The 22,649-nt window shown below is 46.4% G+C and carries 23 protein-coding genes and 1 tRNA gene; 15 read left to right on the top strand and 9 right to left on the bottom strand.

Annotation, left to right across the window (positions count from 1 at the left end; translation table 11 throughout):
• Positions 1 to 87 precede the first annotated feature (87 nt).
• The 4 genes from BMZ93_RS04495 to BMZ93_RS04510 all read left to right on the top strand — a co-directional run bounded on the left by BMZ93_RS04495 (position 88) and on the right by BMZ93_RS04510 (position 3,400).
• The gene (locus BMZ93_RS04495; RefSeq protein ID WP_091502598.1) at positions 88 to 423 is read left to right on the top strand and encodes a hypothetical protein; all 336 of its coding nucleotides are present in this window, start codon (positions 88 to 90) and stop codon (positions 421 to 423) included.
• The gene (gene tpiA, locus BMZ93_RS04500) at positions 420 to 1,208 is read left to right on the top strand and encodes a triose-phosphate isomerase (protein ID WP_091502600.1); all 789 of its coding nucleotides are present in this window, start codon (positions 420 to 422) and stop codon (positions 1,206 to 1,208) included. The genes BMZ93_RS04495 and tpiA overlap by 4 nt, the downstream gene beginning before the upstream one ends.
• 187 nt (positions 1,209 to 1,395) lie before the next feature.
• Positions 1,396 to 2,721: a phosphopyruvate hydratase gene (gene eno, locus BMZ93_RS04505; RefSeq protein WP_091502601.1), complete on the top strand. Its 1,326-nt coding sequence runs from the start codon at positions 1,396 to 1,398 to the stop codon at positions 2,719 to 2,721.
• A 103-nt stretch (positions 2,722 to 2,824) separates the two neighbouring features.
• The gene (locus BMZ93_RS04510) at positions 2,825 to 3,400 is read left to right on the top strand and encodes a DNA-3-methyladenine glycosylase I (RefSeq protein WP_091502603.1); all 576 of its coding nucleotides are present in this window, start codon (positions 2,825 to 2,827) and stop codon (positions 3,398 to 3,400) included.
• A 77-nt stretch (positions 3,401 to 3,477) separates the two neighbouring features.
• Here BMZ93_RS04510 and BMZ93_RS04515 read toward each other — a convergent pair whose 3' ends face one another.
• Entirely contained in the window at positions 3,478 to 4,278 is an 801-nt protein-coding gene (locus BMZ93_RS04515) for an SDR family NAD(P)-dependent oxidoreductase (protein WP_091502606.1), read from the bottom strand.
• Between the two features lie 147 nt (positions 4,279 to 4,425).
• Here BMZ93_RS04515 and BMZ93_RS04520 point away from each other — a divergent pair, with 147 nt between their 5' ends.
• Positions 4,426 to 4,983 carry a TetR/AcrR family transcriptional regulator gene (locus BMZ93_RS04520; protein WP_091502608.1) on the top strand — a complete coding sequence of 186 codons (558 nt, stop codon included), beginning with the start codon at positions 4,426 to 4,428 and terminating at the stop codon, positions 4,981 to 4,983.
• A gap of 63 nt (positions 4,984 to 5,046) precedes the next feature.
• Here BMZ93_RS04520 and BMZ93_RS04525 read toward each other — a convergent pair.
• A tRNA-Arg gene (locus BMZ93_RS04525) sits at positions 5,047 to 5,118 on the bottom strand.
• Positions 5,119 to 5,136: 18 nt separating this feature from the next.
• Positions 5,137 to 5,772, bottom strand: coding sequence for a YigZ family protein (locus BMZ93_RS04530; protein ID WP_091502610.1), 636 nt, complete (start codon positions 5,770 to 5,772; stop codon positions 5,137 to 5,139).
• 247 nt (positions 5,773 to 6,019) lie between these two features.
• On the opposite strand from BMZ93_RS04530, the gene BMZ93_RS04535 reads away from it, so the two are divergent.
• From BMZ93_RS04535 to BMZ93_RS04565, 7 genes are all read left to right on the top strand, one after another.
• Positions 6,020 to 7,288 carry a DEAD/DEAH box helicase gene (locus BMZ93_RS04535; protein WP_091502637.1) on the top strand — a complete coding sequence of 423 codons (1,269 nt, stop codon included), beginning with the start codon at positions 6,020 to 6,022 and terminating at the stop codon, positions 7,286 to 7,288.
• The gene (locus BMZ93_RS04540) at positions 7,281 to 7,979 is read left to right on the top strand and encodes a ComFC family protein (RefSeq protein ID WP_091502612.1); all 699 of its coding nucleotides are present in this window, start codon (positions 7,281 to 7,283) and stop codon (positions 7,977 to 7,979) included. Before BMZ93_RS04535 ends, BMZ93_RS04540 begins: the two co-directional genes overlap by 8 nt.
• 169 nt (positions 7,980 to 8,148) lie before the next feature.
• The gene (mreB, locus tag BMZ93_RS04545) at positions 8,149 to 9,132 is read left to right on the top strand and encodes a rod shape-determining protein (RefSeq protein WP_091502613.1); all 984 of its coding nucleotides are present in this window, start codon (positions 8,149 to 8,151) and stop codon (positions 9,130 to 9,132) included.
• 10 nt (positions 9,133 to 9,142) lie between these two features.
• On the top strand, positions 9,143 to 9,352 hold the full coding sequence (locus BMZ93_RS04550; RefSeq protein ID WP_091502616.1) for a DUF2969 family protein: 210 nt from the start codon (positions 9,143 to 9,145) through the stop codon (positions 9,350 to 9,352).
• A gap of 66 nt (positions 9,353 to 9,418) precedes the next feature.
• Entirely contained in the window at positions 9,419 to 10,633 is a 1,215-nt protein-coding gene (locus BMZ93_RS04555; RefSeq protein ID WP_091502618.1) for an FtsW/RodA/SpoVE family cell cycle protein, read from the top strand.
• A gap of 9 nt (positions 10,634 to 10,642) precedes the next feature.
• A complete protein-coding gene (locus tag BMZ93_RS04560; RefSeq protein ID WP_091502620.1) occupies positions 10,643 to 11,635 on the top strand; it encodes a DUF2785 domain-containing protein in 993 nt (330 codons plus the stop codon).
• Between the two features lie 38 nt (positions 11,636 to 11,673).
• Positions 11,674 to 12,831, top strand: coding sequence for a D-alanine--D-alanine ligase family protein (locus BMZ93_RS04565; RefSeq protein WP_091502639.1), 1,158 nt, complete (start codon positions 11,674 to 11,676; stop codon positions 12,829 to 12,831).
• A 62-nt stretch (positions 12,832 to 12,893) separates the two neighbouring features.
• Here the strand turns inward: BMZ93_RS04565 and BMZ93_RS04570 are convergent, their stop codons facing one another.
• From BMZ93_RS04570 to BMZ93_RS04580, 3 genes are all read right to left on the bottom strand, one after another.
• Complete coding sequence (locus BMZ93_RS04570; RefSeq protein WP_091502621.1) at positions 12,894 to 13,337, bottom strand: universal stress protein; 444 nt, start codon at positions 13,335 to 13,337, stop codon at positions 12,894 to 12,896.
• Between the two features lie 341 nt (positions 13,338 to 13,678).
• Positions 13,679 to 14,977: a replication-associated recombination protein A gene (locus tag BMZ93_RS04575; protein ID WP_091502623.1), complete on the bottom strand. Its 1,299-nt coding sequence runs from the start codon at positions 14,975 to 14,977 to the stop codon at positions 13,679 to 13,681.
• 63 nt (positions 14,978 to 15,040) lie between these two features.
• A complete protein-coding gene (locus tag BMZ93_RS04580) occupies positions 15,041 to 15,409 on the bottom strand; it encodes a DUF1694 domain-containing protein (RefSeq protein WP_091502624.1) in 369 nt (122 codons plus the stop codon).
• A gap of 152 nt (positions 15,410 to 15,561) precedes the next feature.
• Here BMZ93_RS04580 and BMZ93_RS04585 point away from each other — a divergent pair, with 152 nt between their 5' ends.
• On the top strand, positions 15,562 to 16,752 hold the full coding sequence (locus BMZ93_RS04585; RefSeq protein WP_091502626.1) for an aminotransferase-like domain-containing protein: 1,191 nt from the start codon (positions 15,562 to 15,564) through the stop codon (positions 16,750 to 16,752).
• 68 nt (positions 16,753 to 16,820) lie between these two features.
• On the opposite strand, the gene BMZ93_RS04590 is transcribed toward BMZ93_RS04585, so the two are convergent.
• Together BMZ93_RS04590 and rpsD are read right to left on the bottom strand one after the other, a co-directional pair.
• The gene (locus BMZ93_RS04590) at positions 16,821 to 17,438 is read right to left on the bottom strand and encodes a hypothetical protein (protein WP_091502628.1); all 618 of its coding nucleotides are present in this window, start codon (positions 17,436 to 17,438) and stop codon (positions 16,821 to 16,823) included.
• Between the two features lie 85 nt (positions 17,439 to 17,523).
• Positions 17,524 to 18,135 (bottom strand): 30S ribosomal protein S4, encoded by a 612-nt coding sequence (gene rpsD, locus BMZ93_RS04595; RefSeq protein ID WP_091502630.1) that lies wholly within the window; start codon positions 18,133 to 18,135, stop codon positions 17,524 to 17,526.
• A 347-nt stretch (positions 18,136 to 18,482) separates the two neighbouring features.
• Between rpsD and BMZ93_RS04600 the strand changes: the two genes are divergently transcribed.
• Positions 18,483 to 20,186, top strand: a complete 1,704-nt coding sequence (locus tag BMZ93_RS04600) for a septation ring formation regulator EzrA (RefSeq protein ID WP_091502632.1) — start codon at positions 18,483 to 18,485, stop codon at positions 20,184 to 20,186.
• A gap of 39 nt (positions 20,187 to 20,225) precedes the next feature.
• Here the strand turns inward: BMZ93_RS04600 and BMZ93_RS04605 are convergent, their stop codons facing one another.
• Positions 20,226 to 21,638, bottom strand: a complete 1,413-nt coding sequence (locus tag BMZ93_RS04605; protein ID WP_091502633.1) for an APC family permease — start codon at positions 21,636 to 21,638, stop codon at positions 20,226 to 20,228.
• 110 nt (positions 21,639 to 21,748) lie between these two features.
• Here BMZ93_RS04605 and BMZ93_RS04610 point away from each other — a divergent pair, with 110 nt between their 5' ends.
• Positions 21,749 to 22,303 (top strand): guanylate kinase, encoded by a 555-nt coding sequence (locus BMZ93_RS04610; RefSeq protein ID WP_091502635.1) that lies wholly within the window; start codon positions 21,749 to 21,751, stop codon positions 22,301 to 22,303.
• Positions 22,304 to 22,649: the final 346 nt, after the last annotated feature.

Raw genomic sequence — 22,649 nt, forward strand, 5'->3', positions numbered from 1 at the left:
CTTTTGTCAAGGTGTGGCAAAAAAGTTCTATTTTTTTAGTCCTTAGGCCAAATATTTGTTAAACTAAGACAAGATTGGAGAATTGCGATGAAGTTATTTAATTGGTCAAAAGACGACCAGGAAGATAAAACTGAATTGAGCCGGATGGAATTCCTGCAAATGGAAAACGACCAGCTCTTAGATCAAATCGAGTCCTTAAAGCTCGATGTTACCGAATTGGAAGCAGAGAACAAGGCGATGGCGGACCAGCTTTCTCGTTCAGGATTTATGCGTCGCATTATCCGAATTGGAATGGGCTTGGGTGTCCTAGCCTTGACGTATGCACTGCTCGTTTTGGTTGGTGAACGTAATTCCAACTTACTATGGCTTATTTTGATCGAAGCGGCCTTTATTATTTTCATGGGCCGGGGTGAAGAGAAATGACCGGGGCAGTGCGTCGGCCATTGGTCATGGCTAACTGGAAGATGAACATGACCCCAGACCAGGTGGAACCCTATTTGCAGCAGGTCATCCCTGAAGTGAACAAGGATACTGGGGCTGATGTTGCGGTTGCCGCACAGGACCTCTATTTGGCTCAGATGGTCAAGGAGACTGCTGGTAGCCGTTTGGCTATCGCTGCTGAAAACGCCCACTGGACGGACGATGGTGCCTATACAGGGGAGACCTCACCAAAGGCCTTGGCCTTAGTTGGCGTTTCCTACGTTTTGATTGGGCACTTTGAACGTCGTAAGCTCTTCAACGAAACCGATGAACGCGTGAACTTGAAGACTAAGGCGGCCCTGAAGAACGGTTTGAAGCCAATCGTTGATTTGGATGAAGACCTTTCAGCCTACGCCAAGGAAGATAAGAAGACGATTGTCCTGAAGCAGCTAAAGATTGCCCTTGAGGGAATCACGGCCGAAGAGATGGCGGATGTTGCCATTGCCTACGAGCCAACCTGGGCCATTGGATCCGGGGAAGCGGCTTCAGCAGAACAGGCCGAGAAATCCGCTGAATTCATTCGTCAAAGTCTGGTCAACCTTTATGACCAACAGGTTGCTGATCAAACCCGGATTCTCTACGGTGGCTCCGTCACAACGGAGAACGCCGCGGACTTTCTCTCACAGGAAGACATCGATGGCATCCTGGTTGGGAAAGCAGCCTTGAAGCCGGAGAGCTTTTTGAAGCTGATTGACATTGCCCAGGAGACGGGCAGTGAGGCAAATTAAGTAGCAGATATTCAAAAGATTCACTTTTAGCCAGCCGGAGATATTCGGCTGGCGTTTTTTTATTCCACAAATATGTGAAAATATCGACTTTCTCTTCTAGATAAGTGTTCAATTTACTAAATAAGGGTGGTATACTTTAAGTGGAATTATTTAGAGAATAACCCACAGACAAAAGGAGAACGAATAGATGTCTTTGATTTCTGATATTATCGCACGTCAAGTACTTGATTCACGTGGAAACCCAACGGTTGAAGCTGAAGTTATCACCGAAGTTGGTGGTTTCGGACGCGGAATCGTTCCTTCAGGTGCTTCAACTGGTGAACACGAAGCCGTTGAATTGCGTGATGGCGACAAGAACGTTTACGGTGGTAAGGGCGTATTGAAGGCCGTTGCTAACGTTAACGGTCCTATCGCTGAAGCCTTGGTTGGTAAGTTCGACGTAACTGACCAACGTGCCATTGATGAAGCTATGATTGCTTTGGATGGTACTAAGAACAAGGGTAAGTTGGGTGCCAACGCTATCTTGGCTGTCTCAATTGCCGTTGCTCGTGCCGCTGCTGACGAATTGGGAATGCCATTGTTTGCTTACATCGGTGGTATGAACTCATACGTTATGCCAACACCAATGATGAACGTTATCAACGGTGGTGCACACTCAGACAACAAGGTTGATTTCCAAGAATTCATGATCATGCCTGTTGGTGCTCCTTCAATCCACGAAGCTGTACGTTACGGTTCAGAAACTTTCCACGCTTTGAAGAAGTTGTTGGAAGCTGACGGTAAGGCAACTTCAGTTGGTGATGAAGGTGGATTCGCTCCTGACTTCGCTAACAACGAAGAACCATTGAAGTACTTGATCAAGGCCATCGAAATGGCTGGATACAAGCCTGGTAAGGACATCGCCATCGCTGTCGATGTTGCTTCATCTGAATTGTGGGATGCTGACAAGCAAAAGTACGTTTTGCGTTGGTCAACTAAGGAAGAATTTGCTACTGCAGACTTCATCAAGTACTTGGAAGACTTGGCAGACCGTTACCCAATCATCTCAATCGAAGATCCTATCGACGAAAACAACTGGGATGACTGGGCTGCAATCACTAAGGAACTTGGCAAGAAGGTTCAATTGGTTGGTGACGACTTCTTCGTTACAAACACTGAATACTTGGCTAAGGGAATCCGCATGGGTGCCGCTAACTCAATCTTGATCAAGGTTAACCAAATCGGTACTATGACTGAAACTTTGGAAGCCATCGAAATGGCTAAGGAAGCTGGTTACACTGCTATCGTTTCTCACCGTTCAGGTGAAACGGAAGACACAACCATCGCTGACTTGGTTGTTGCTACTAACGCCGGACAAATCAAGACTGGATCAATGTCACGTACTGACCGTATTGCAAAGTACAACCAATTGATGCGTATCGAAGAATTGCTCGGTGACACTGCCAAGTACAAGGGTGTTCACTCATTCTACAACTTGTCAGCTGATGCTCGCGAAGCTATCATGAACAAGTAATTCATTTCGAATTAAAAAACGTTCCTTTATGGGAGCGTTTTTTTGTTTGCCTTCGTATCATTCAATAAGAAGTTCTGAAACCTTCTAGAAAAGGAGAGATACCATGTTAAAACGCTGTCACTGGGTGACCTCGGGTTCTTTAGCGCCTGAGCTAGTTGATTACCACGATAAAGAGTATAGCCGGCCAGTTCATGATGAACAAAAAGCACTCGAGTACCTTTGTATGGAAATTTTTCAGTCGGGTTTGTCCTGGCAGACGATTTTGAAAAAGCGGAAGGCCTTAGCGGAAGACTTCGAGAATTATGATTTGGCAAAGGTGGCGGCTTTTGGTGCGGAAGACGTGGAACGTTTGATGGCGGATCCGCGGATAATTCGGAACCGGCGGAAGATTGAAGCGGTGGTACAGGACTTTCAGATCATTGAAGACTGGCACCATGAGGGACGGTCTTTTATTGACTATCTCTGGTCCTTTACGGAGGATGAGGTAATCGATATTGGTCCAGCGGCTGGGGAAAAACTACCGGCTGCGACGACTTTATCAAAGACCATTAGTAAGGAACTGAAGACAGTGGGCTTTGCCTTTACGGGCCCGGTGGTTGTGGAGTCACTGCTGCAGGCGGTTGGTATTCATAACGGTCATAACCAGGACTGTGCTTGGCATGGGGTGATGGGGGAGTGAGCTTTGAGTCGAAAGGTTACTGGCGAGGCAATTGAAAGCAAAAGAAAAACCATCATTGGCATGATGGTTGGGTATAATTACTTTTGCTTTTTTTCATTGGCTGCACGAACGACCTTTTCAAATAGTGAGACTACGGTCTTTTGAGAAAGCAAACGGGGCAGCTTGGCGATGAACTTGTTGTTTCCGCCGTCAACAACCGTCATTTTCTTCTTGTCCAGGGCCTTGAAGGCGGTTGTAACAACGTCGGCTGCTGTTCGGTTGATACCGCCTGGCATGGCAGAGCTACCGGCTACGTCGTAAAAGTCGGTCTTGGTGGCGCCAGGGGCCAGGGCGAGGATTTGAACGCCTGTCTTTTGGTTCTCGGCCCAGAGACTCTCGGTAAAGGAAAGAACGAAGGCCTTTGTGGCGGAGTAAACGCTCATGTATGGGAAGGGAGCAAAGCCCAACAGGGAGGCCAGGTTGATAATGATACCGGACTTCTTTTCCTGCATTTCAGGCAGAAAGAGGGAGGTCAGGCGGATGAGACTGTTGATGTTGAGGTCAACCATCTTTTGGTATTCATCTGCGCTATTTTCCTTAAAGGAACCGTACAGACCAAAGCCAGCGTTGTTAACGAGAATATCGACGCTTAGATTTTCTTTTTGAATCTTTTCGTAAAGGTCATTGATGGATGCTGGATCAGAAAGATCGGCCGGAAATGGATAGGCAGTAATGCCGTACTGCTTTTCAAGTTCATCGGCTAGTGTGATCAAGCGGTCGGTTGAACGGGCGACCAGAATGACATTGCTGCCCTTTTCAGCAAGACGGTAGGCGAATTCTTTTCCGATACCGGATGATGCACCGGTGACAAGTGCTAACTTTCCCTTATATTGAATCATAGTGATGTACCTCTTGTTTGTTTATGGAATAAATATTCTATAAATATAGAGGATATCTGCTTTTATTCTACTTGTCAAGCTAGATAGTGAATAAAAAGCGTGATATCATAGAATAAACATTCTAGTTAATGACAAAGGAGAGAACGTATGGGTAAAAAAGAAGATATTATGAACGCGACTTTGTCATTAATCATGACAGAGGGGATTCAGGCCATCACTTTCTCTAAAATCTTTGAGGCAGCCAACGTTGGTTCCAGTACTTTTTATTACTATTACAAGAATAAAGAAGAACTGGTTGACGATATCTACCGCCAGGCAGAGCGACACATGGGGGGAGCCCTGATTGAGGGGTACCCAGCGGATGCGACTGCCTTTCAAAAGTCCAACTGCATCGTTGGCAACATGATTCAATTTGGAATGGATTTTCCAAAGGAATTGCTCTTTGTTGAATCTTATAGCGATTCACCAGCGATTTCGAAGGAAGTTCGGGATGCTGACGTGGAAGGAATGCGGGATATCTATGAGGTGATTTCTTCTGGTCAAGAAGAGGGGAACATTGCTTTGATGAATCCCACTCTCTGTATGTACATCGTAAAGGGAATTGTTGCCAATGCCATTCGAGGCTACTTCGCCGGTAAGTATGATTTGGATGCTACTGCACAGGAACAATTGAAGGCCGCCTGTTGGAAGGCTATTAAAATGTAAGTCAAAAGAAAAAGCAATCATCGAAGGATGATTGCTTTTTTCTGTCTGAAAAGATGTTTTTCATGCGCGATCCGGGAGTCGAACCCGGATTGCAAGAACCGGAATCTTGCGTGCTATCCATTACACCAACCGCGCGAACCTTGTTATTATAACCTATTTTTTAGGGATTTCCAAGTAGGTCTCGTCTATCTTCTTGAAGATAATGCGGCCTGCAAAGCGGTTCGTCAGGGTTTCTTCGAAGTCTTTGACGGTGGCGGGATCAACTGCCACTTGGTGATGGACGGCCGTGTCAAAAGTCGTGTCGATGAGCGGATAATCTTCCTGCTTCAACCAGTAGGTGAGCTCATCATTGTTGGCGTAGTCGACGGTTAGTTCGAGGACAACGCGCTTGAGGCGGACAACTAGTCCGAGCGCATCGAGTCCTTGAGCGGTCGTGCCAGCATAAGCGCGAATAAGGCCTCCGGCGCCCAGCTTGATACCACCGAAGTAGCGGGTCACGACGGCCAGGACGTTATGGACACCCTGCTTTTGCAGGACTTCTAGCATGGGGACGCCGGCTGTTCCTGAGGGCTCGCCATTATCGGAGTAGCGTTTGATTTCGTCGTTATCACCGATAACATAGGCAAAAACGTTGTGGGTCGCCTTGTAGTGTTCCTTGTTAATCATCTCGATTTTGGCCTGGGCCTCTTCTTCGCTATTGACCCGGGCAAGGTAGATGAGAAAGTCGGATTTTTTAATTGTTTGCTGCCAGTGACCTTCTTGAGGTTTGAGTAAGTAAAAGTCTTCCATAGTTCGTATTATATCATGAGGCGAACAAGGGGAGAAAGGCGGGGAAGAGTGAAGGATTGGAAGTTTTGAAGTTGTTATTGCTGGGGGGAGCCCTCGGGAAGTTTTAAGTTTTGATTGCTGGGACAGCCCTTAAGAGTTGTGAGTATTTATTGGTTGCCTGGGGAAGCTGCAAAGCGGTTTCTGGCTGCCTTTGGAAGTTGCGCGGGCTGTCGGCATCACTTAATCAAAGAAGAGAATGGACGTGCGAATGAATCAAGAAGAACTATACGGCCGCTTACATACCTGGCCGAAGAATCGGCCGGTGCCGGAAGGCGCTCGAGTGCTTTCTGTTTTGGATTTGGGCCGCTGTCGGCGCTGTGGGGGCCGACGACGGGCTGCACTTCCTCAAGGTGAGAGTTACTGTTTAGATTGCTTGGCGCTGGGGCGGGTATCGACATTGGACGTGCTGTTGACGGTGGCGGAACCGAACGACTTTGTGCCGGGCAGTAAGCTGCGGTGGACTGGAAAGTTGACGGGGAGGCAGGAGACTTTGAGTCAGCGCTTAATTGAGCATGCGCGGGCTGGGAATAATCAGCTACTCTGGGCAGTGACTGGTGCGGGGAAGACCGAGATGCTTTTTCCGCTGATTGATTGGGCTCTCTCTTCCAGACAGCGGGTAGCACTGCTGTCGCCCAGAGTGGACGTGGTATTGGAACTAGCACCGCGCTTGCAGTCTGCCTTTGATGTGTTTACCCAGGTTTTGTATGGTGAACAAGAGGAACATTACCGCTACAGTCAGTTAGTGATTGGGACGGTACACCAGATGCTGCGCTTTTATAAAGCGTTTGATTTGATGATTATTGATGAGGTGGATGCTTTCCCCTATCGCAATAATCGAATGTTAGAGCGTGCTTTACAGCAGGCCTTAAAGAAAGAAGGCAGCTTTTTGTATTTGACTGCTACGCCATCAAAGAAGATGTTATCACAGGCTAAAAGTGGCGAACTCGTTTTGCATCAATTACCAGGCCGTTTTCATGGCGGTAAATTACCTGAATTGACGATTCACTATGACTTCCGTTGGCGGAAGCGGATGACTTTGGCCCTAAAGAAATCCCTGGAAAAATGGTATTCCGAAAAGAAACCCTTTTTTATATTTGTTCCGGCAGTCGATGATTTGGCGCTAATTGAAAAGCAAGTTAGTCAGTTGGCTATTGGAAGAGGGGCCACCGTCCATGCTACTGATCCGAATCGGATTTTGAAGGTGACCGATATGCGGGCGGGAAGGTACGACTATTTGATTACGACTACCATTTTGGAACGGGGAGTAACGCTACCGGATTTACAGGCTGTCATTATGGGAGGCGATGATCCGACTTTTACGAAGGAGGCCTTAATTCAAATGGCTGGTCGTGTGGGGCGTTCCAAGGATAAACCGACGGGCGAGGTCCTCTTGATTGCTTCCGGACCTGCTGGAAGCATTCGGCGAGCACAAAGGGAAATTCGAGAGTTGAATCGAAAGGCGGAAGAAAATGTTTGAATGTTTGCTGTGTTCAAAGAAAATGGATGTACGTCCAAACTTGCTGCTCCTACTGACGGGTTATGTCCCGGTTCAAGAGCGCTTATGTAATGATTGCTGGCAGAATTTTAAAGAAATTGGCACTTACTTTTGTTCTGGTTGCGGTCGGGTGGAAAAGAAGAAACGATACTGTCTAGACTGTCGGAAGTGGCAGAAACGGGGGATGGCCATGTTAGAAAATCAGGCGCTGTATCAATACAACGAGGAGATGAAGGACTATATGGCCCGATATAAGTTCATTGGCGACTACCGTTTAGCACCAATCTTTGCAGGAAAAATGCGCAGGGCGATTCGACGGCGTGTTAAAGAGGAAAAGATTGATATGATTTTGCCTATTCCGCTCAGTGAAGAACGAATGGCCCAGCGGGGCTTTAATCAGGTGGAGGCCTTCTTACCAGTTTTTGCTAAAAAGGTTGATTTGCTGGCTGTGAAAGCCAGTCATAAGATTGATCAGTCCTCTAAAAGTCGTTCGGAGCGTTTGAAAACGAGGCAGCCCTTTGAGCTAAAGGCCGGGATGGCAGGACAGGTTGCCGGTAAGCATATTCTATTGGTAGACGATGTTTACACGACTGGGCGAACACTCTATCACGCTGCCCAACTCCTTCGTCAGGCGGGTGCTCGAAAGGTGAGTTCTCAGACCCTGGCGCGATAGTTGGTAAGCATTTTTTGAGATGGGTATCTGTCGGACTTTTTCCTTAAGAAAAGCTTGCGATTAACGGGAAAGCTCCCATATCCGGCTTTCAAATATGGTATAATCGAAAGGATTGTAGGGAAGAGTTTCTTCTTCTCTCAGGTAACCTAAATTTTGGAGAAAATTAACCATGGCAAGAGATATTGGAATTGATTTGGGAACGGCCAATGTGTTGATCTATGTTGAAGGCGAAGGTGTGGTTTTGAACGAACCATCCGTTGTTGCCGTTGATGACAAGACTGACCGTGTATTGGCTGTTGGTGCGGAAGCTTACCGAATGGTTGGCCGTACACCAGGTAACATTCGTGCCGTTCGTCCTTTGAAGGACGGTGTTATTTCAGACTTTGATATTACAGAAGCGATGTTGACATACTTTGTTAACAAGTTGAACGTAAAGGGCTTCATGTCAAAGCCAAACATCATGATCTGTGCGCCTACGAACATTTCTGAAATCGAACGTAAGGCAATCATTCAGGCTGCTGAAAAGGCTGGTGGTGCAAAGGTTTACTTGGACTACGAACCAAAGGTTGCCGCTATTGGTGCCGGTTTGGACATCTTTAAGCCTGTTGGCTCAATGGTCATTGACATGGGTGGTGGAACTTCTGATATCGCCATCTTGTCACTTGGTGACATCGTTGTTTCAGAATCAATTCGTGTTGCCGGTGATCGAATGAACATCGACATCGTGAACTACTTGAAGCGTGAACACAACTTGGTTGTTGGTGAGCGTTCTGCTGAAACAATCAAGATTGAAATTGGTTCAGCTTTGCCATCAGATAATCCAAAGACAATGGCCGTTCGTGGACGTGATAACTTCCAGGGAATGCCACAAACGATTACGGTTAACGCTAACGAAATCGAATCAGCCTTGCACGAAACATTGGCACAAATCGCCGATGCTGCCCACTTGGCTTTGTCAAAGTTGCCACCTGAATTGGCAGCTGACATCATCGATCGTGGAATTATGTTGACCGGTGGTGGTGCCTTGCTTGAAGGTATCGACAAGTTCTTGGCCGACCGTTTGGAAGTGCCTGTATTTATCGCTGATTCCCCATTGGACAACGTTGCCAAGGGAACTGGTGCTTTGCTTGAGCACATGATGGATAAGGGCTAAGGAGTTTTTGATGTCTAAGAAAAATCAGAGCTTTGCTGTCTCATTGAAAAAAGAAGGTGATTTGGTCAAGGTGTTCGTTGACGAACGCGAAATTGGTCAAATTGAAGAAAACCAGGGCACTTTCGCCGGAACCTTGGGTAAGCAAGTTGTGATTGCTTCTGCCCAATCAGAAGACGAAGCCCTCCAGGCAATGTTAGCTTCTTATAACCTTTACTATTAATTTTTAGAAGAATCCTTTGCCTCGGCAAGGGGTTTTTGTACATAGAAACGACTGTAGGAGAGAACGATGCAACGTAGTGCTGCTCATCATTCAAATCGTACATCAGCATCCGAATTGGACTGGGGAATGATTCTGGTCATGATTCTGCTGATGTTAATTGGACTGTATTCATTATATTTTGCCATTCTAAACGATGGAAACGGCAAATCAGCAGCCTTGAAAGCAATTATTATGCAATTGCTCTATTGGGGCGTTGGTGCAGGGATGATTGCTTTTATCATGCGCTTTGATGCCTTCCAACTTTGGCGGTTGGCACCGGTTGCCTATGGAATTGGAATTGTCCTGCTGATTGGGGTGCTTATTTTCTATAACCGTGCTTTAGCTGCTTCGGCTGGTGCCAAGTCCTGGATTGCCTTTGGGCCGGTTTCCCTGCAGCCTTCAGAAATTGTGAAGCCAGCTTTCATACTGATGCTGTCAAAGGTTGTGGCCAACCACAACCGACTTTACCCAGAGCATACGGTTCATTCTGATTGGTTGTTAATTGGTAAGATGGTCGGGGTATTCCTGCCAGTTGCCTTCCTAATTGCTTTGCAAAACGATTTGGGAACCTTGCTTGTTTTCATTGCCATATTAGGTGGAATCACCATCGTTTCTGGTGTTACTTGGCGTATCTTGGGACCAGCCCTTGCTGCTGCAGGTGCTTTTGGTTCCCTACTCCTATTCTTAGTTACCTCATCTTTGGGACGTTCCATTTTGGGTAGCTTTGGGTTCCAGGCTTACCAGTTTGCACGTATCGATGCTTGGTTGCACCCTGGACAAGATACATCTGATACCGGTTACCAGACCTATCAGAACTTGAAGGCCATTGGGTCTGGTCAGCTTTGGGGATCTGGTTTTGGTAACATGAAAGTCTTTGTTCCGGTTCGTGAATCCGATATGATTTTCTCAGTGATGGGTGAGTCCTTTGGTTTTGTCGGCGGGGCCTTCTTGATTGCCGTTTACTTCCTGTTGTTGTACTTGATGATTAAGGCGACTTTTAAAGCCCGTAACTCCTTCTACGCCTACATTGCGACTGGAGTTGTTGTCATGGTACTCTTCCACGTTTTCGAAAACGTTGGAATGAACATTGGTTTGTTGCCATTGACTGGAATTCCATTGCCCTTTATTTCACAGGGTGGATCTTCACTTCTTTCGAATATGATTGGAGTTGGGTTAATTATGTCGATGTCTTACCAGCAGCAAAGTCGTACTTTTAACGAATCAAATGACTTCTCACTATAAGGGGGAATCATGGATCAGTTAGTCATGATTGCAGAAAAGCAGGATATTCTCCTGCGACAATTAAGGGCAGGAGACCTCTTCGAGTCGTTACCGGATTTGCTACGGGCAATTCGCGACGAAGTCGAATACGAAGAGCCAACGCCAATTACGCCTGTCTTATCAGCCGATGAGGCCATCAATCGGATGGCCTGGTACCAGGAGAACTGGAACAAGCAGGGCGATGAACAGAGCATCCTTTATGTTTCAGAAGAGGACTTGCGCCGATTCTTGACTTTACTTTCTTCGACAGATGAAAGCGTTCGCGACAGCGGGACTTTCTTCTTCCTGGGGTCCGCTATTCAAAATAACCATATCAGTTCGGAAACCTTGGACTGGTTAACCCGAGAATTAATTCATGACAGCCGGCTCTTCTCCCATCTGTTTGAGGAAGAAAACGATGGCGCCTACTATCGTTCCTATTCGATGGCGGTTCTGGCTCTGCTTCTAAGTAAGAACGCGGATAATACCGAGTCCTTTATATCCGAGGCCTTGCTGTCTGATATTGTTCAGCAGCTTGGCATTTACATGCTGGTGGAAAAGGATACCCGAGGCTTTGTAGAGGGGCATGGTTGGATTCACGCCTACACCCACTTGGCTAATGTTCTGGGCCAGCTCTTTGAGCAGCCGGCCTTGAAAAGAGCGGACAAGCTCTACCTGTTAGCTTGCTTGATGACGAACCTGCGTTCCATTGATACGCCGTTGACGATGGGTGAGATGGGCCGCTTGGTTGGTAATGTTTTGCAGTTGAGTCGCCGTCATAAAATATACGGTGACTACCTGCTCTTGGCATTGAAGCTTTGGCGGCAGGACCTGGTCAATACGCCCTTTAAGCAGGATAGGTCGAACTGGCAGATGTTATACATTCGGGTCGACTTTTTCCAACAAGTATTGGCCTTTGGGCCGGATGCCAGTCCTCAAGACGTTTGGAATTACGCTCAAGCAACTAAAAACTATCTATCATGAAACACTGGTTGGAACCAGTTTTAGAAAAGGAAAATCTTATGGCTAAACAACACGTTGTATTACTTTTTGGTGGGAACTCATCTGAACACGATGTGTCAAAGCGTTCTTGCTACAACTACTACAAGGCTTTGGAAGCAACTGGTAAGTATGACTTGTCCGTTGTTGCCATTGCGCAAAACGGTTACTTCTTGGACGCGGACCGTTCAATGAAGATCATGATGCAAGAAGATGAACAACCATTGGTTGATTCATACATGGCAGAATTGAAGGAAAAGGGTATTCTTTCACCAATTAAGGCCTTGGAAGACCTTGGTCAAATCGACATCTTTTTCCCAGTTGTCCACGGAAACCTTGGTGAAGATGGTACTTTGCAAGGTTTGTTCCGTTTGTTGGACAAGCCATACGTTGGTGCTGCTTTGCGTGGACACGCCGTATCATTCGATAAGGTGTTGACCAAGGAAATCTTGACGCAAAACAACGTTCGGAATACCAAGTACTTGGTAACGCACGCCTTTGACGAAAAGAAGTTGACTTGGGCTGAAGTTGAAGAACAACTTGGTTCTGTTGTCTTTGTTAAGGCCGCTAACCAGGGTTCATCAGTTGGTATTTCACGAGCTGAAAACGAAGCGGAATACGAAGCAGCTTTGAAGGATTCCTTCCAGTACGATCACAAGGTTTTGATTGAACAAGCCGTTAATGGACCTCGTGAATTAGAAGTCGGCGTTATTGGTAACGATAAGATTTTGGTTTCTGAAATTGGGGCCCACAAGGTTCCTGACCAAGGTGGTGACGGAAAGGGTTGGTATGATTACCACTCAAAGTTCGTTGATAACTCATCCGTGGCCTTTGAAATTCCAGCCAACTTGCCAGATGCCGTAACGGAAGAAATCAAGGACATGTCAAAGCGTGCATACCGCGCCTTGAACTTGCAGGGTGAAGCCCGTATGGACTTCTTGATTGATGAAGACAACGTGCCTTACTTGGGTGAACCAAACACATTGCCTGGCTTCACTAACATGTCACTCTTCAAGCGCCTCTGGGATTACTCAGATATCGACAACGCTAAGTTGGCCGACATGCTTGTCCAATATGGATTTGACGCTTACAAGAAGTCAAAGGAAATCTCTTACTCATTCGAATCATTGGGTGAAGAAAAAGTCGGAACCTTTAACGGTAAAGACGGTAACAAGAACTAATTTAAAATAAAAAAGCAGACCGAAAGGTCTGCTTTTTATTTTATAGAGTGTTTGAAGTAGGGTCACATTTCACGGACGACTAGGACATCGACTTTGGTAATGCGAGTGACGTAAGAGGTAACTGATCCGACAACTAAACGTTCAACGGCGTTCAATCCAGTGGCCCCAATGACAATGAGGTCGGCATGGATTTCATCAGGGATATCGTGTGCCAAAAGAGCCTTTGGTGAACCATAATCGATGCGGTAGTCGACGGTAACGCCGGCCTTTTCAGCCTGGGACTTGTAGCCTTCGAGCATCTTACGGGCATCTTCGGTGACCGTATCAATCATTGAGTTATCAAAGGCTGCGATGTTCTGAATAGCACGCGTGTCAATGACGTTGGCAAGGGTAATCTTAGCATCGTCACCGTTTGCTTTAGCCAAGGTAATCGCACGGTGAAGGGCTGCCTCAGATTCTTTTGAGCCGTCCATTGGTACAAGAATATCATGGTAGAACTGTGTCATAATGTTATCCTCCTCTTTTTCTTTAGTATAGTCCATTTGAGAAGAAAAGAACAATAAAAAAAGCCCACCCGCAGGTGGACTCGTAGGGCAAGCCTACGATACTTCCTTGGCACCGTTAATCGCCGCTCAGATTTTCCTCGAAATTATCGAGGTGGGTGGTTCACTCTAGAGAAAGCCTACCAAATGAGAAGGCTTGACTCACTGGTCGAGATTCCCGCCCGAATAAAAAGGTTGTAAGGAAAAAGCTGGTATTGCGGCAACGCGTATACCGAAGTATTCGTCTATAGTATAGGGAAAAAATCCAGTAAATAACAGTCTTGACATGTACGAATTTACCGTGATTATTTCTTATGGTTTAGGCCCTTTTTTTGTTTGTTCTTAAGATTTTCATTGACCTCTTTGAGCTGCTTTTCAAAGGTTGAATTACCCTTTGGCTCGAAGTAACGGTCGTCCTTGATGGCGTCTGGCAGGTACTGCTGCGCCACCCAGTCGTTCTCAAAGTCGTGCGGGTAAATATAGTCATTTCCGTGGCCCAGCTTGGAGGCACCCGAGTAGTGGGCGTCCTTCAAATGAGCAGGAATAGCTTGTGCCTTTGAGCGACTCGCTTGGGCCAGGGCGGCATCCATCGCCTTGTAGGCCGCGTTCGACTTGGGTGACAGCGCTAGCTCGATGACGGCATTGGCCAGCGGAATCCGTGCTTCTGGTAGTCCCAGCTTTTCAGCCGTTTGAATGGCCGTTACCGCCCGAAAGGCGGCGTTTGGATTGGCGAGGCCAATGTCTTCATAGGCAATCACCGTTAACCGGCGCACTAAGATGGGCAGGTCACCGGCAGCAATTAACCGTGCCGTGTAGTGAAGCGCAGCATCAACGTCGGATCCGCGAATTGACTTTTGTAGGGCTGAAATCACGTCGTAGTGGGCATCGCCGTCTTTGTCAGCGACGAGGGCCTGCTTTTGAGAGGTTTCCTCGACCACTTCTAAAGTAACTGGTATGACGCCTTTGTCGTTTTCCTTTGTTGACAAAACGGCTAATTCTAGTGAGTTCAAGGCCGAACGGAGGTCACCGTTCGTGGCCTGTGCTAAGTGGTCCTTGGCCTCATCCGTAATTTCAACTGGGTAGTTTCCCAACCCGTTTTCCTTATCAGCCAGGGCTCGGTCAATGGCCTTTTTGATGTCGGCTGTCGATAATGGATGAACCTGGAAAATTTGGGTACGGGAACGAATGGCTGGGGTAACGTTCAAATAAGGATTTTCCGTGGTGGCCCCAATTAAAATGATAGCTCCGGATTCAAGGTGGGGGAGGAGAAAGTCCTGCTTGACCTTGTTTAAGCGGTGAATTTCATCGAGCAGTAGCACGACGGTACCCGACATGGCGGCTTCCGCTGCGACGGCCTGTAAATCCTTTTGCGAATCAGTGGCGGCGTTTAAGGCACGAAAGGCAAAGTTGGTTGACCCGGCGATGGCTGAGGCAATCGATGTTTTTCCGGTTCCAGGTGGTCCGTAGAGAATCATGGACGATAAGCGTTTGGCTTCAACCATGCGCCAGATGATTTTATTTTCACCGACTAAGTCTTGCTGACCGACGATGTCTTCAATTTTCTTTGGCCGCATCCGGTAGGCTAGTGGCTTTTGGGCTGGCATGGCAACTCCTTTCTGAATCGTAATCTATAAAAGAAAGACCAGCAAGAGCCGGTCAGGGAAGAATTAAATCTCAATGTTGTCGATGTTAACGGCTGTTTTGGCAGCAAGGACCATCGCGTAAGGGTCTGCTGTCTGCTTAGACCGTTCGTTGTTTGAAAGTAGTGAGTAAGGGTTACCGGCCTTGATAGCTAACTGTAAGTAGTCAATGTAGTCAGCACCGGCTAGGTCCTGGTCGATTGTTAAAGTCGCCTCGGGATAAGCCTTCATCTTATCTTCAAGGACAGCCTTACTAGCGTCTGATCCAAGCTGTGATCCCTTAATTGCAAGAATGACACGCTCACGGAAGTTTCCTAAGTAGAGGCGCTTTTCATCTGGTTTTAAGCTTGGCCCAGATCCATTTTGGTTTTGTTCAAGTCGTTCGTTCACGTCCATGAGCGGTCTCCTTTGTCTTATCTTTCTCCTATTATACGGGAAAAAGGGGGTGGGTACAAAGGATGAGCAATTTGTACGATTGCAAAATACATTTGAAATAAATGAGAAAAGTGTTAGAATTTAATAATACTAATGGAAAAGGAAGTAATGTTATGACTTTTAAATACTCAACGCACTTGCCAAACACTGAGAATGATACGTTGGGCGCCATTCTGGACGCCGCAGCGAACCCAGAAGTCATTTCGTTGGCGGGAGGCTTGCCTGCCGCCGAACTTTTCCCAGTCGAAGATTTTCGTGCTTCGGCTAACCGCGTTTTTGACAAGCAGGGCGCCGCAGCCTTGCAGTACGGGGAAGCAGCTGGTTTGCCAGCCCTCCGTAACGAAGTGGCCAAGAACTTCTTGAAGCCCCGCCAAATCGAAGGTGGTGTGAAGAACATTGCCATCTCAACTGGTTCGGAGCAAGCCATCGAGCAAATCGCTAAGATGTTCATCGATGAAGGCGACACGGTCTTTGTTGAAGCACCAACTTACCTCTGTACAGTTGATGTTTTCCGTTCATTCGGTGCCAAGATTGTGACGGTGCCAATGGATGAAGACGGGATGCGTATGGATGCCTTGGAAGAGGCTTTGAAGGCCCATCCTGAAGTGAAGTTGATTTACACAATTCCAACTTTCCAGAACCCAACCGGTCGTACCATGCCGGTCGAACGACGCAAGCAGTTCGTCGAATTGGCTGAAAAGTACGATGTACCAGTCTTGGAAGACGATCCTTACGGTGCAATCCGTTACTCAGGTGAAGCAGTGCCACCTTTGAAGGCCTTTGATAAGACGGGTAACGTCATTTACATGTCTTCCTTCTCAAAGATTTTGGCACCTGGATTCCGTTTGGGATTCGTGGTGGCCAGTGAAGACTTCATCGTGAACTTCACTTTGATGAAACAGATGGCCGATTTGCACTCGGATAACTTCTCACAGTACTTGGTTGCTGATTACTTGAAGCACAACGATGTGAACAAGCACATCGAAAAGATTTCTGCTTTGTACAAGCACCGCTTTGAATTGATGCAATCGTTGATTGAATCAGAATTCCCAGCTGGTGTTAAGCACTCCAACCCCGAAGGTGGGATGTTCATCTGGTGTCAGGTTCCTGGAGACATCGATACCATGGCACTCTTCAACGAATGTGCTAAGCAGGGTGTTGCCTTCGTTCCTGGTGAACCATTCTATGCTGGTGACAGCGAATCTGGAACGATGCGTTTGAACTTCTCAAACGTGGATGATGATACCATCCGTGAAGGAATGAAGCGTTTAGGCGCTGCCATCAAGAAGTTTTTGGACAAGTAAAAAGTAAATGAAAAAGTCGAACCCGTGGGCTCGACTTTTTATGTGTCTTCATTTTAGTGGTGGACAGCTTACTTAGGAAGCTTGTCCTTCATTTGCTGAACCAATTGTTGAATTTCGTCATCTGTAACCTGACGCTTTTCAACTTCGGCCTTCAACTTTAAATCATAAGGAGCCTTGGAATCCTTAAGTGAATCCAACTTTTGGCAAAGTGCCTGGAAGCCTGAGTGTTGAACTTCATCGGCAGTGGTGTTTTGCTCCTTCAAGATGAAGTAATGCAAAATGATGTGTTCGATTAGGTCAACACGGGTGATGTTTTGCTTTTCCTGACAGAGGAAAGAAGCTTGGATGGCTTCATCGTCCGAGTAGTCGGGGTGTTCGTCCTTCATACGGTTGAAGATGCGGTAGCAAGCCTGGAATTGGTTCAAGCTTTCATAACCGCGAATGTTTTCCAAATCGTGGTGGAAGTAAAAACCGCCAAGGCTCTTGCCGGAGTTACCACGAACAGGGGCGTGGATACCGGAAGTTGAACCGGCTGCAATGGCCTGGTGGAGTTTCTTGTAGTAGGAGCTAATGTTAAAGAAGTCCCTTACCTTCGCTTCATCTTGGTGATTTTTCTTGATGGCTGCCAAAGCTGTTTGGTAGTCTTGACTTAAAAAGAGGTCTTGATAACTAGTTTGTTTCTTCATTTTGTGCTCCTAACTATTTAATGGCAAAGAAAAAAGCCAGTGCAGAAAGCACTGGCTTTTTTGTACAACCAAATGATATAAAGAATTATCCCAAACGGTTGTAGTATTCGACGATCAATGCTTCGTTGATGTCGGCATCAAGTTCTTCGCGTTCTGGCAAACGAACAAGCTTACCTTCCAACTTTTCAGCGTCAAATTCAACGAATTGTGGACGTGAAACAACTGATTCAACAGCGATTTGGATAGGAACAATGTTCTTTGACTTTTCGCGAACAGAGATAACTTGGCCAGGTACCACTTCGTATGAAGGGATATCAACGCGCTTGCCATCAACCAAGATGTGGCCGTGGTTTACCAATTGACGTGCTTGTTGGCGAGTAGTTGCCAAACCAAGACGGTAAACCAATGAGTCCAAACGACGTTCGAGCAAGATCATGAAGTTAGTACCGTGAGTACCTTGACGAATCTTACCAGCCTTGTTGAACAAACCGTGGAATTGACGTTCAGTCAAACCGTAAGTAAAGCGCAACTTTTGCTTTTCGCGAAGTTGAACACCATATTCAGAAACCTTACCGCGACGACCTTGTCCGTGGTCACCAGGGGCGTAGGCACGACGTGCCAATTCCTTACCAGTTCCTGAAAGTGAAACACCTAAACGACGTGAAACACGCCACTTTGGTCCAGTATAACGTGACATAATATATGTCCTCCAAAATGTATTTTGCTGTACATTGAAGGGTAAGCACCAGATGCGTGCAGCGTCAAAAATTTACGTTTCTCAGGGACAGTAGCTATGCCCTTACTAACGATTCGAGACGTTGTTGACGCGCTTCTTTGCCTACTGCTACTCAATAAACAACTTTCATAAGTATAGCAGGATTGCTGGGATAAGGCAAACGATGTCTTGGTAAAGCGGGGCGAAATTGACTTTTTATTCCATTGAAAAGTTAAGAAAAGTCTAAAAGATGGGCTAGAAAGGGGCAGGCTAGTCGAAATAGTGTAAAGTTGATACTAGCATATACTGAAGAGAAGAGGATAAAACCAATGTGGATCATCATCGGAATCATTCTTGTACTACTCGTCTTTGCAGCAGTTTCCTGGGCGATTTTGGAGCAGCGCAAGGCAGCAGGGCAGGTGGCCGACTTTGAGCTGGCAAAAAAAGCTCTTATAAATGAACACGTGGAAAAAATGATTGCGGACGCGCGGAAGATTTCGCTTTCTGGGCAGGCCTTGAAGGAATACGAAACAATTCAAGGGCAATATTCCTATTTAAAGAAGACGCTCTTTGCCAAGATTGACCAAGAACATGCCAGTGCAGAATCGAAGACTGGTGGCTTGAACGTTTGGGGCACAAAGCGTGCCCTCCGTCACTTGTTGGCTTTGACTAAAGAAGCGGCGCAAGTGCAGGCAAGCATTAAGGACGGTTTGGATAACTTGTATAAGCAAAACGACCGTCACCACGCTGCTATTGAACAATTACACGATGAACGTGATGTTATCTTAAAGCGCATTGCGGAGGAACCCGAGAACTTTGGCCCAGCAGCCGCGGCTTTGACGGATTTCGTTAAGCAGGGCGAAGATTCATATAATGAATATAAGCAACTGGTCGAAGATGGTGAAGCACTGAAGGCATCGGAGGCATTTGAAGCTTTGGGCATGGAAGCCGGTCAGATGACGCACTATCTTCAGTCTGTTCCAGTGATTTTTAACGCGATTAATGGTAAGTACCTTGATCAAGTACAAGAAATTGTTGATGGAAAGGCTAAGCTAGAGGCACGTGGTGTTGTCTTCGACGATGAAGCCATTCAGGCTGATTTGGACCGAGTCGATGCGGACCGCATGGCGGCCTTAGCTGCGCTGAAGGATCTGAAAATCAAAGAAGCAACGGACTTACAGTTGGGCTTGAATAAGCAAATTCAGGCGCTCTATGATAAGTTGGAATTTGAGCTAAACGCCTATAACCGTTACTTCAAGCAACAGGATTTGATAACAAAGGCTTTTGATCGAATTTCTGAACAAAATCACTCCTTGATGATTGAATTGGCCTATCTGAAGGGCCGCTTCCAGTTGACCCACGATGAAGAGGGCAAGCAACAGGAGTACGCTAAGGAAATTGAAGACCTTGTTGCTGGGCAAAAGGAAGTTTCCTCTGCTCTGTCTGATAAGACGATGACCTATTCTGATGCCTGCGAACGTCAGCAGAAGTGGATGACTTTGATGGGCGAACTCGACCAGGACCAAGTGGCTTTGTACAAACAAATCGAAGAATTCCAACCAGCCTTGAAGTCGGCTAAGAAATACTCGCTAGCTTACATTGATGAATTAAAGGATTTGAAGCGTTCGTTGGAACGTCGGGATTTACCCGGATTGCCTCAGTTATTCTTGGACCATTTCTTTGCTATGTCAGACGAGATGACCCGCTTGGACGACGCGGTCAACGCTTCCCGTGTTGACTTGGATGCCGTCCAGCGTCAGGTCAACATTGTTTCATCTGATTTGGATACCTTGAAAGAAGAGGCTAAAGTCGTCGCTGAACAAGCAGACTTAGCCGTTGCCTTATTACAGTATGCTTCCCGCTATGCAGTGGAAAACGTACGGATGGGTGATGCTTTGAAGGAAGCACAAGTTCTCTATGATGAAGAATTTGATTACGCTCAAGTCATTGAAAAGATTAAGCCAATCTTGAATGAACTAGAACCAGAGGCCTACGCCCGACTAGTTGCTAACCAGGATCCGGTTGAATTATAAGCATAGAAAAAGCGATACCAAACGGTATCGCTTTTTTGTTTACTTATTTTTCTTGGATGAGATGGCCGAGTGCTTCATGCCGTAGAAGAAGTACCAGAGCAACCCGATAACAACCCAGACTGCGTAAAGCTTGAGGGTAATCATTGGAAGTCGGATAATCAAGAAGAGTGACAATCCGGCTGCCAGTGCTGGAAGCACTGGGTAGAATGGCATCTTGAATCCTTCGTGCTGCAAGTCCTTACGCTTACGTAGGAAGAGAACCCCGAAAGTGATGAACATGAAGGCGGTCAAGGTACCGATGTTAATCAAGTTGGTTAGGGTTGATAGTGGGATGAATCCGGCAAGGACCGTTTCAACTACCACGGCTAAGATGATGGCGTTTTGTGGTAAGTGATTCTTGTTGACACGTCCAAGTCCCTTTGGCATCAATCCATCTCGACCGAACGAGTAGGCCAAGCGGGATGAGGCAAAGATAAGGGCGAGGATTGCGGTAAACATTCCAATTAAGGCACCGATTGTAATCACAACGGAGAACTGTGTCTGCTTAATGGTTTGCAAAGCAAAGGCAGCGGGATCATCAACACCGAGCTTCTTGTAGTTAACAATTCCCGTCAAAACAATGGCGAAGAGTGTGTAGAGGGTTGAAGAAATCACAACCGTTCCCAAGATACCCCGTGACATCGTCTTCGTTGGGTTCTTAACTTCGGCAGCGTGGGCGGCAATCGTGTCAAAACCAAGGAAGGAGAAGATGATGGACGCCGTAGCTGCGGTAATACCGCCCAGACCCCAAAGACCCGTTTGGAATTGCTTAGGGTAAAAGTTAGAATAGTTAGTAGGTTTAATGAAGAAAAGGCCACCAATAATGAAGAGTAAGATGATGGCAATCTTCAAGATAACGCCGGCGTTCTCGACTTTTTTGGACTGTGACAGACCTGCAAATAAAATGAAGGTTGAGACCAAGATAACGAGGACGGCCAAGAGGTTCACAATCCCACCTTGATCGGGGCCAACTTGCAAACTGGTCGGAAGTGGCATGCCCATTTGTCCTAGTAGGGAGTTCATGTAGGCGGCAAATCCGGTCGCGATGGCTGAAACGGCAAGGAAATACTCTAGAATTAGTGACCAGCCAAGAAGCCAACCGATAATTTCGCCGTAGATAACGGATCCATATGAATAAGCGGAACCGGCAACGGGCATGGCGGAAGAGAATTCCGCAAAGGCCATACCACAGATTCCTGAAAAGAGTGCGGCTAGCAAAAAGGCGATGGCAACGGCTGGTCCAGCGTGGTTCGCCGCTTCGTGGCCGGGAAGAATAAAGATACCAGAACCAATTACGGTTCCAACACCCAAACCGATTAAGTCCTTTGTTGAAAGGACACGGGCCATCTGCCCGTCTTTTTCAAGGTAGCCTTCAACGGATTCCCGTTGGAAGGCTCGTTTTAGTAAGTTCATGTTTAAAAATTCTCACTTTTTTCTAATTTATCACTTAATTGTAGCAGTTACGAAATGGCTTGTCGATTATTTTAATGGTAAAATGATGCAAGCTGAGAGGAGAATGGCCAATGGAAAACCGCGTGATCGTTTTAATGGGACCGGCTGGTGCTGGTAAAAGTACCGTTGCTTCTTATATAGAAGAAAAGTGGCAAGTGCCGCAAGTTATTACACACACGACTCGGAAAAAGCGTGAGGGCGAAGTGGATGGTCAGGACTACTACTTTGAAAGTCCTGCGACTTTTCCAAAGAACCATTACCTTGAAGAAGTTGAATACGCTGGTAACCGTTATGGGTCATCCATGGAAGGATTGGAACGGGGATGGCAGAAGAACCACTTGGTTAGTATCGTTTTAGATACGAAGGGTGGGGAAACATACCTTGAAAAGCTGGGTGATAAAGTCTGCCTTTTGTACATTACAGTTTCAAATGCTTCTATATTAAAGAAACGTCTGGTTGGACGTGGGGATGATGAAGTGGCAATTGAAAAGCGGTTGAACTCAGCAGAGTTTAAACGGGATCTTCAGTTACCTGTTGAAATGCAGGGGCAAGCAGAGGTCATTTATAACGATAACTGGGATGAAACGAAAGAAGAAATTGATAAGCTGATTAAAAGGCTGAAATAAGGGGATAAAAACAAACGTTTTGTACTCGTCTTTGACCCTCATTCGTCTTTAGAATATCCATCGATTTTCTTGAAAAAAAGCATTGACCGAACGGTGCAATGTCGGTATACTAATTATTGTTCCTTGCGAGGGACAAGCGGTTATCAAGTTTTGCTTGATAATCACCAGCAAAACTCATCAAAATAGTTGTTGCACAAGTTGCTAACATCTGTTACAATAAATGAGTTGCCCAATCGGGTTAGCACATTGAAAACTGAACAAAACTTTGAACAAACAAATCTGTAACGAGATTTAGCTTTGACAGCTAAATCTAACAAATTTGCGAAGTCAATTCGTAACAAACAAT

The sequence above is a fragment of the Fructobacillus durionis genome (assembly GCF_900112405.1).
In the GTDB taxonomy this organism is placed as follows: domain Bacteria; phylum Bacillota; class Bacilli; order Lactobacillales; family Lactobacillaceae; genus Fructobacillus; species Fructobacillus durionis.

Bases quoted from the DNA above. Each gene is read 5' to 3' on its own strand.
- BMZ93_RS04495 (WP_091502598.1), top strand. From the start codon at position 88: ATGAAGTTATTTAATTGGTCAAAAGACGACCAGGAAGATAAAACTGAA.
- tpiA (WP_091502600.1), top strand. From the start codon at position 420: ATGACCGGGGCAGTGCGTCGGCCATTGGTCATGGCTAACTGGAAGATG.
- eno (WP_091502601.1), top strand. From the start codon at position 1,396: ATGTCTTTGATTTCTGATATTATCGCACGTCAAGTACTTGATTCACGT.
- BMZ93_RS04510 (WP_091502603.1), top strand. From the start codon at position 2,825: ATGTTAAAACGCTGTCACTGGGTGACCTCGGGTTCTTTAGCGCCTGAG.
- BMZ93_RS04515 (WP_091502606.1), bottom strand. From the start codon at position 4,278: ATGATTCAATATAAGGGAAAGTTAGCACTTGTCACCGGTGCATCATCC.
- BMZ93_RS04520 (WP_091502608.1), top strand. From the start codon at position 4,426: ATGGGTAAAAAAGAAGATATTATGAACGCGACTTTGTCATTAATCATG.
- BMZ93_RS04530 (WP_091502610.1), bottom strand. From the start codon at position 5,772: ATGGAAGACTTTTACTTACTCAAACCTCAAGAAGGTCACTGGCAGCAA.
- BMZ93_RS04535 (WP_091502637.1), top strand. From the start codon at position 6,020: ATGAATCAAGAAGAACTATACGGCCGCTTACATACCTGGCCGAAGAAT.
- BMZ93_RS04540 (WP_091502612.1), top strand. From the start codon at position 7,281: ATGTTTGAATGTTTGCTGTGTTCAAAGAAAATGGATGTACGTCCAAAC.
- mreB (WP_091502613.1), top strand. From the start codon at position 8,149: ATGGCAAGAGATATTGGAATTGATTTGGGAACGGCCAATGTGTTGATC.
- BMZ93_RS04550 (WP_091502616.1), top strand. From the start codon at position 9,143: ATGTCTAAGAAAAATCAGAGCTTTGCTGTCTCATTGAAAAAAGAAGGT.
- BMZ93_RS04555 (WP_091502618.1), top strand. From the start codon at position 9,419: ATGCAACGTAGTGCTGCTCATCATTCAAATCGTACATCAGCATCCGAA.
- BMZ93_RS04560 (WP_091502620.1), top strand. From the start codon at position 10,643: ATGGATCAGTTAGTCATGATTGCAGAAAAGCAGGATATTCTCCTGCGA.
- BMZ93_RS04565 (WP_091502639.1), top strand. From the start codon at position 11,674: ATGGCTAAACAACACGTTGTATTACTTTTTGGTGGGAACTCATCTGAA.
- BMZ93_RS04570 (WP_091502621.1), bottom strand. From the start codon at position 13,337: ATGACACAGTTCTACCATGATATTCTTGTACCAATGGACGGCTCAAAA.
- BMZ93_RS04575 (WP_091502623.1), bottom strand. From the start codon at position 14,977: ATGCCAGCCCAAAAGCCACTAGCCTACCGGATGCGGCCAAAGAAAATT.
- BMZ93_RS04580 (WP_091502624.1), bottom strand. From the start codon at position 15,409: ATGGACGTGAACGAACGACTTGAACAAAACCAAAATGGATCTGGGCCA.
- BMZ93_RS04585 (WP_091502626.1), top strand. From the start codon at position 15,562: ATGACTTTTAAATACTCAACGCACTTGCCAAACACTGAGAATGATACG.
- BMZ93_RS04590 (WP_091502628.1), bottom strand. From the start codon at position 17,438: ATGAAGAAACAAACTAGTTATCAAGACCTCTTTTTAAGTCAAGACTAC.
- rpsD (WP_091502630.1), bottom strand. From the start codon at position 18,135: ATGTCACGTTATACTGGACCAAAGTGGCGTGTTTCACGTCGTTTAGGT.
- BMZ93_RS04600 (WP_091502632.1), top strand. From the start codon at position 18,483: ATGTGGATCATCATCGGAATCATTCTTGTACTACTCGTCTTTGCAGCA.
- BMZ93_RS04605 (WP_091502633.1), bottom strand. From the start codon at position 21,638: ATGAACTTACTAAAACGAGCCTTCCAACGGGAATCCGTTGAAGGCTAC.
- BMZ93_RS04610 (WP_091502635.1), top strand. From the start codon at position 21,749: ATGGAAAACCGCGTGATCGTTTTAATGGGACCGGCTGGTGCTGGTAAA.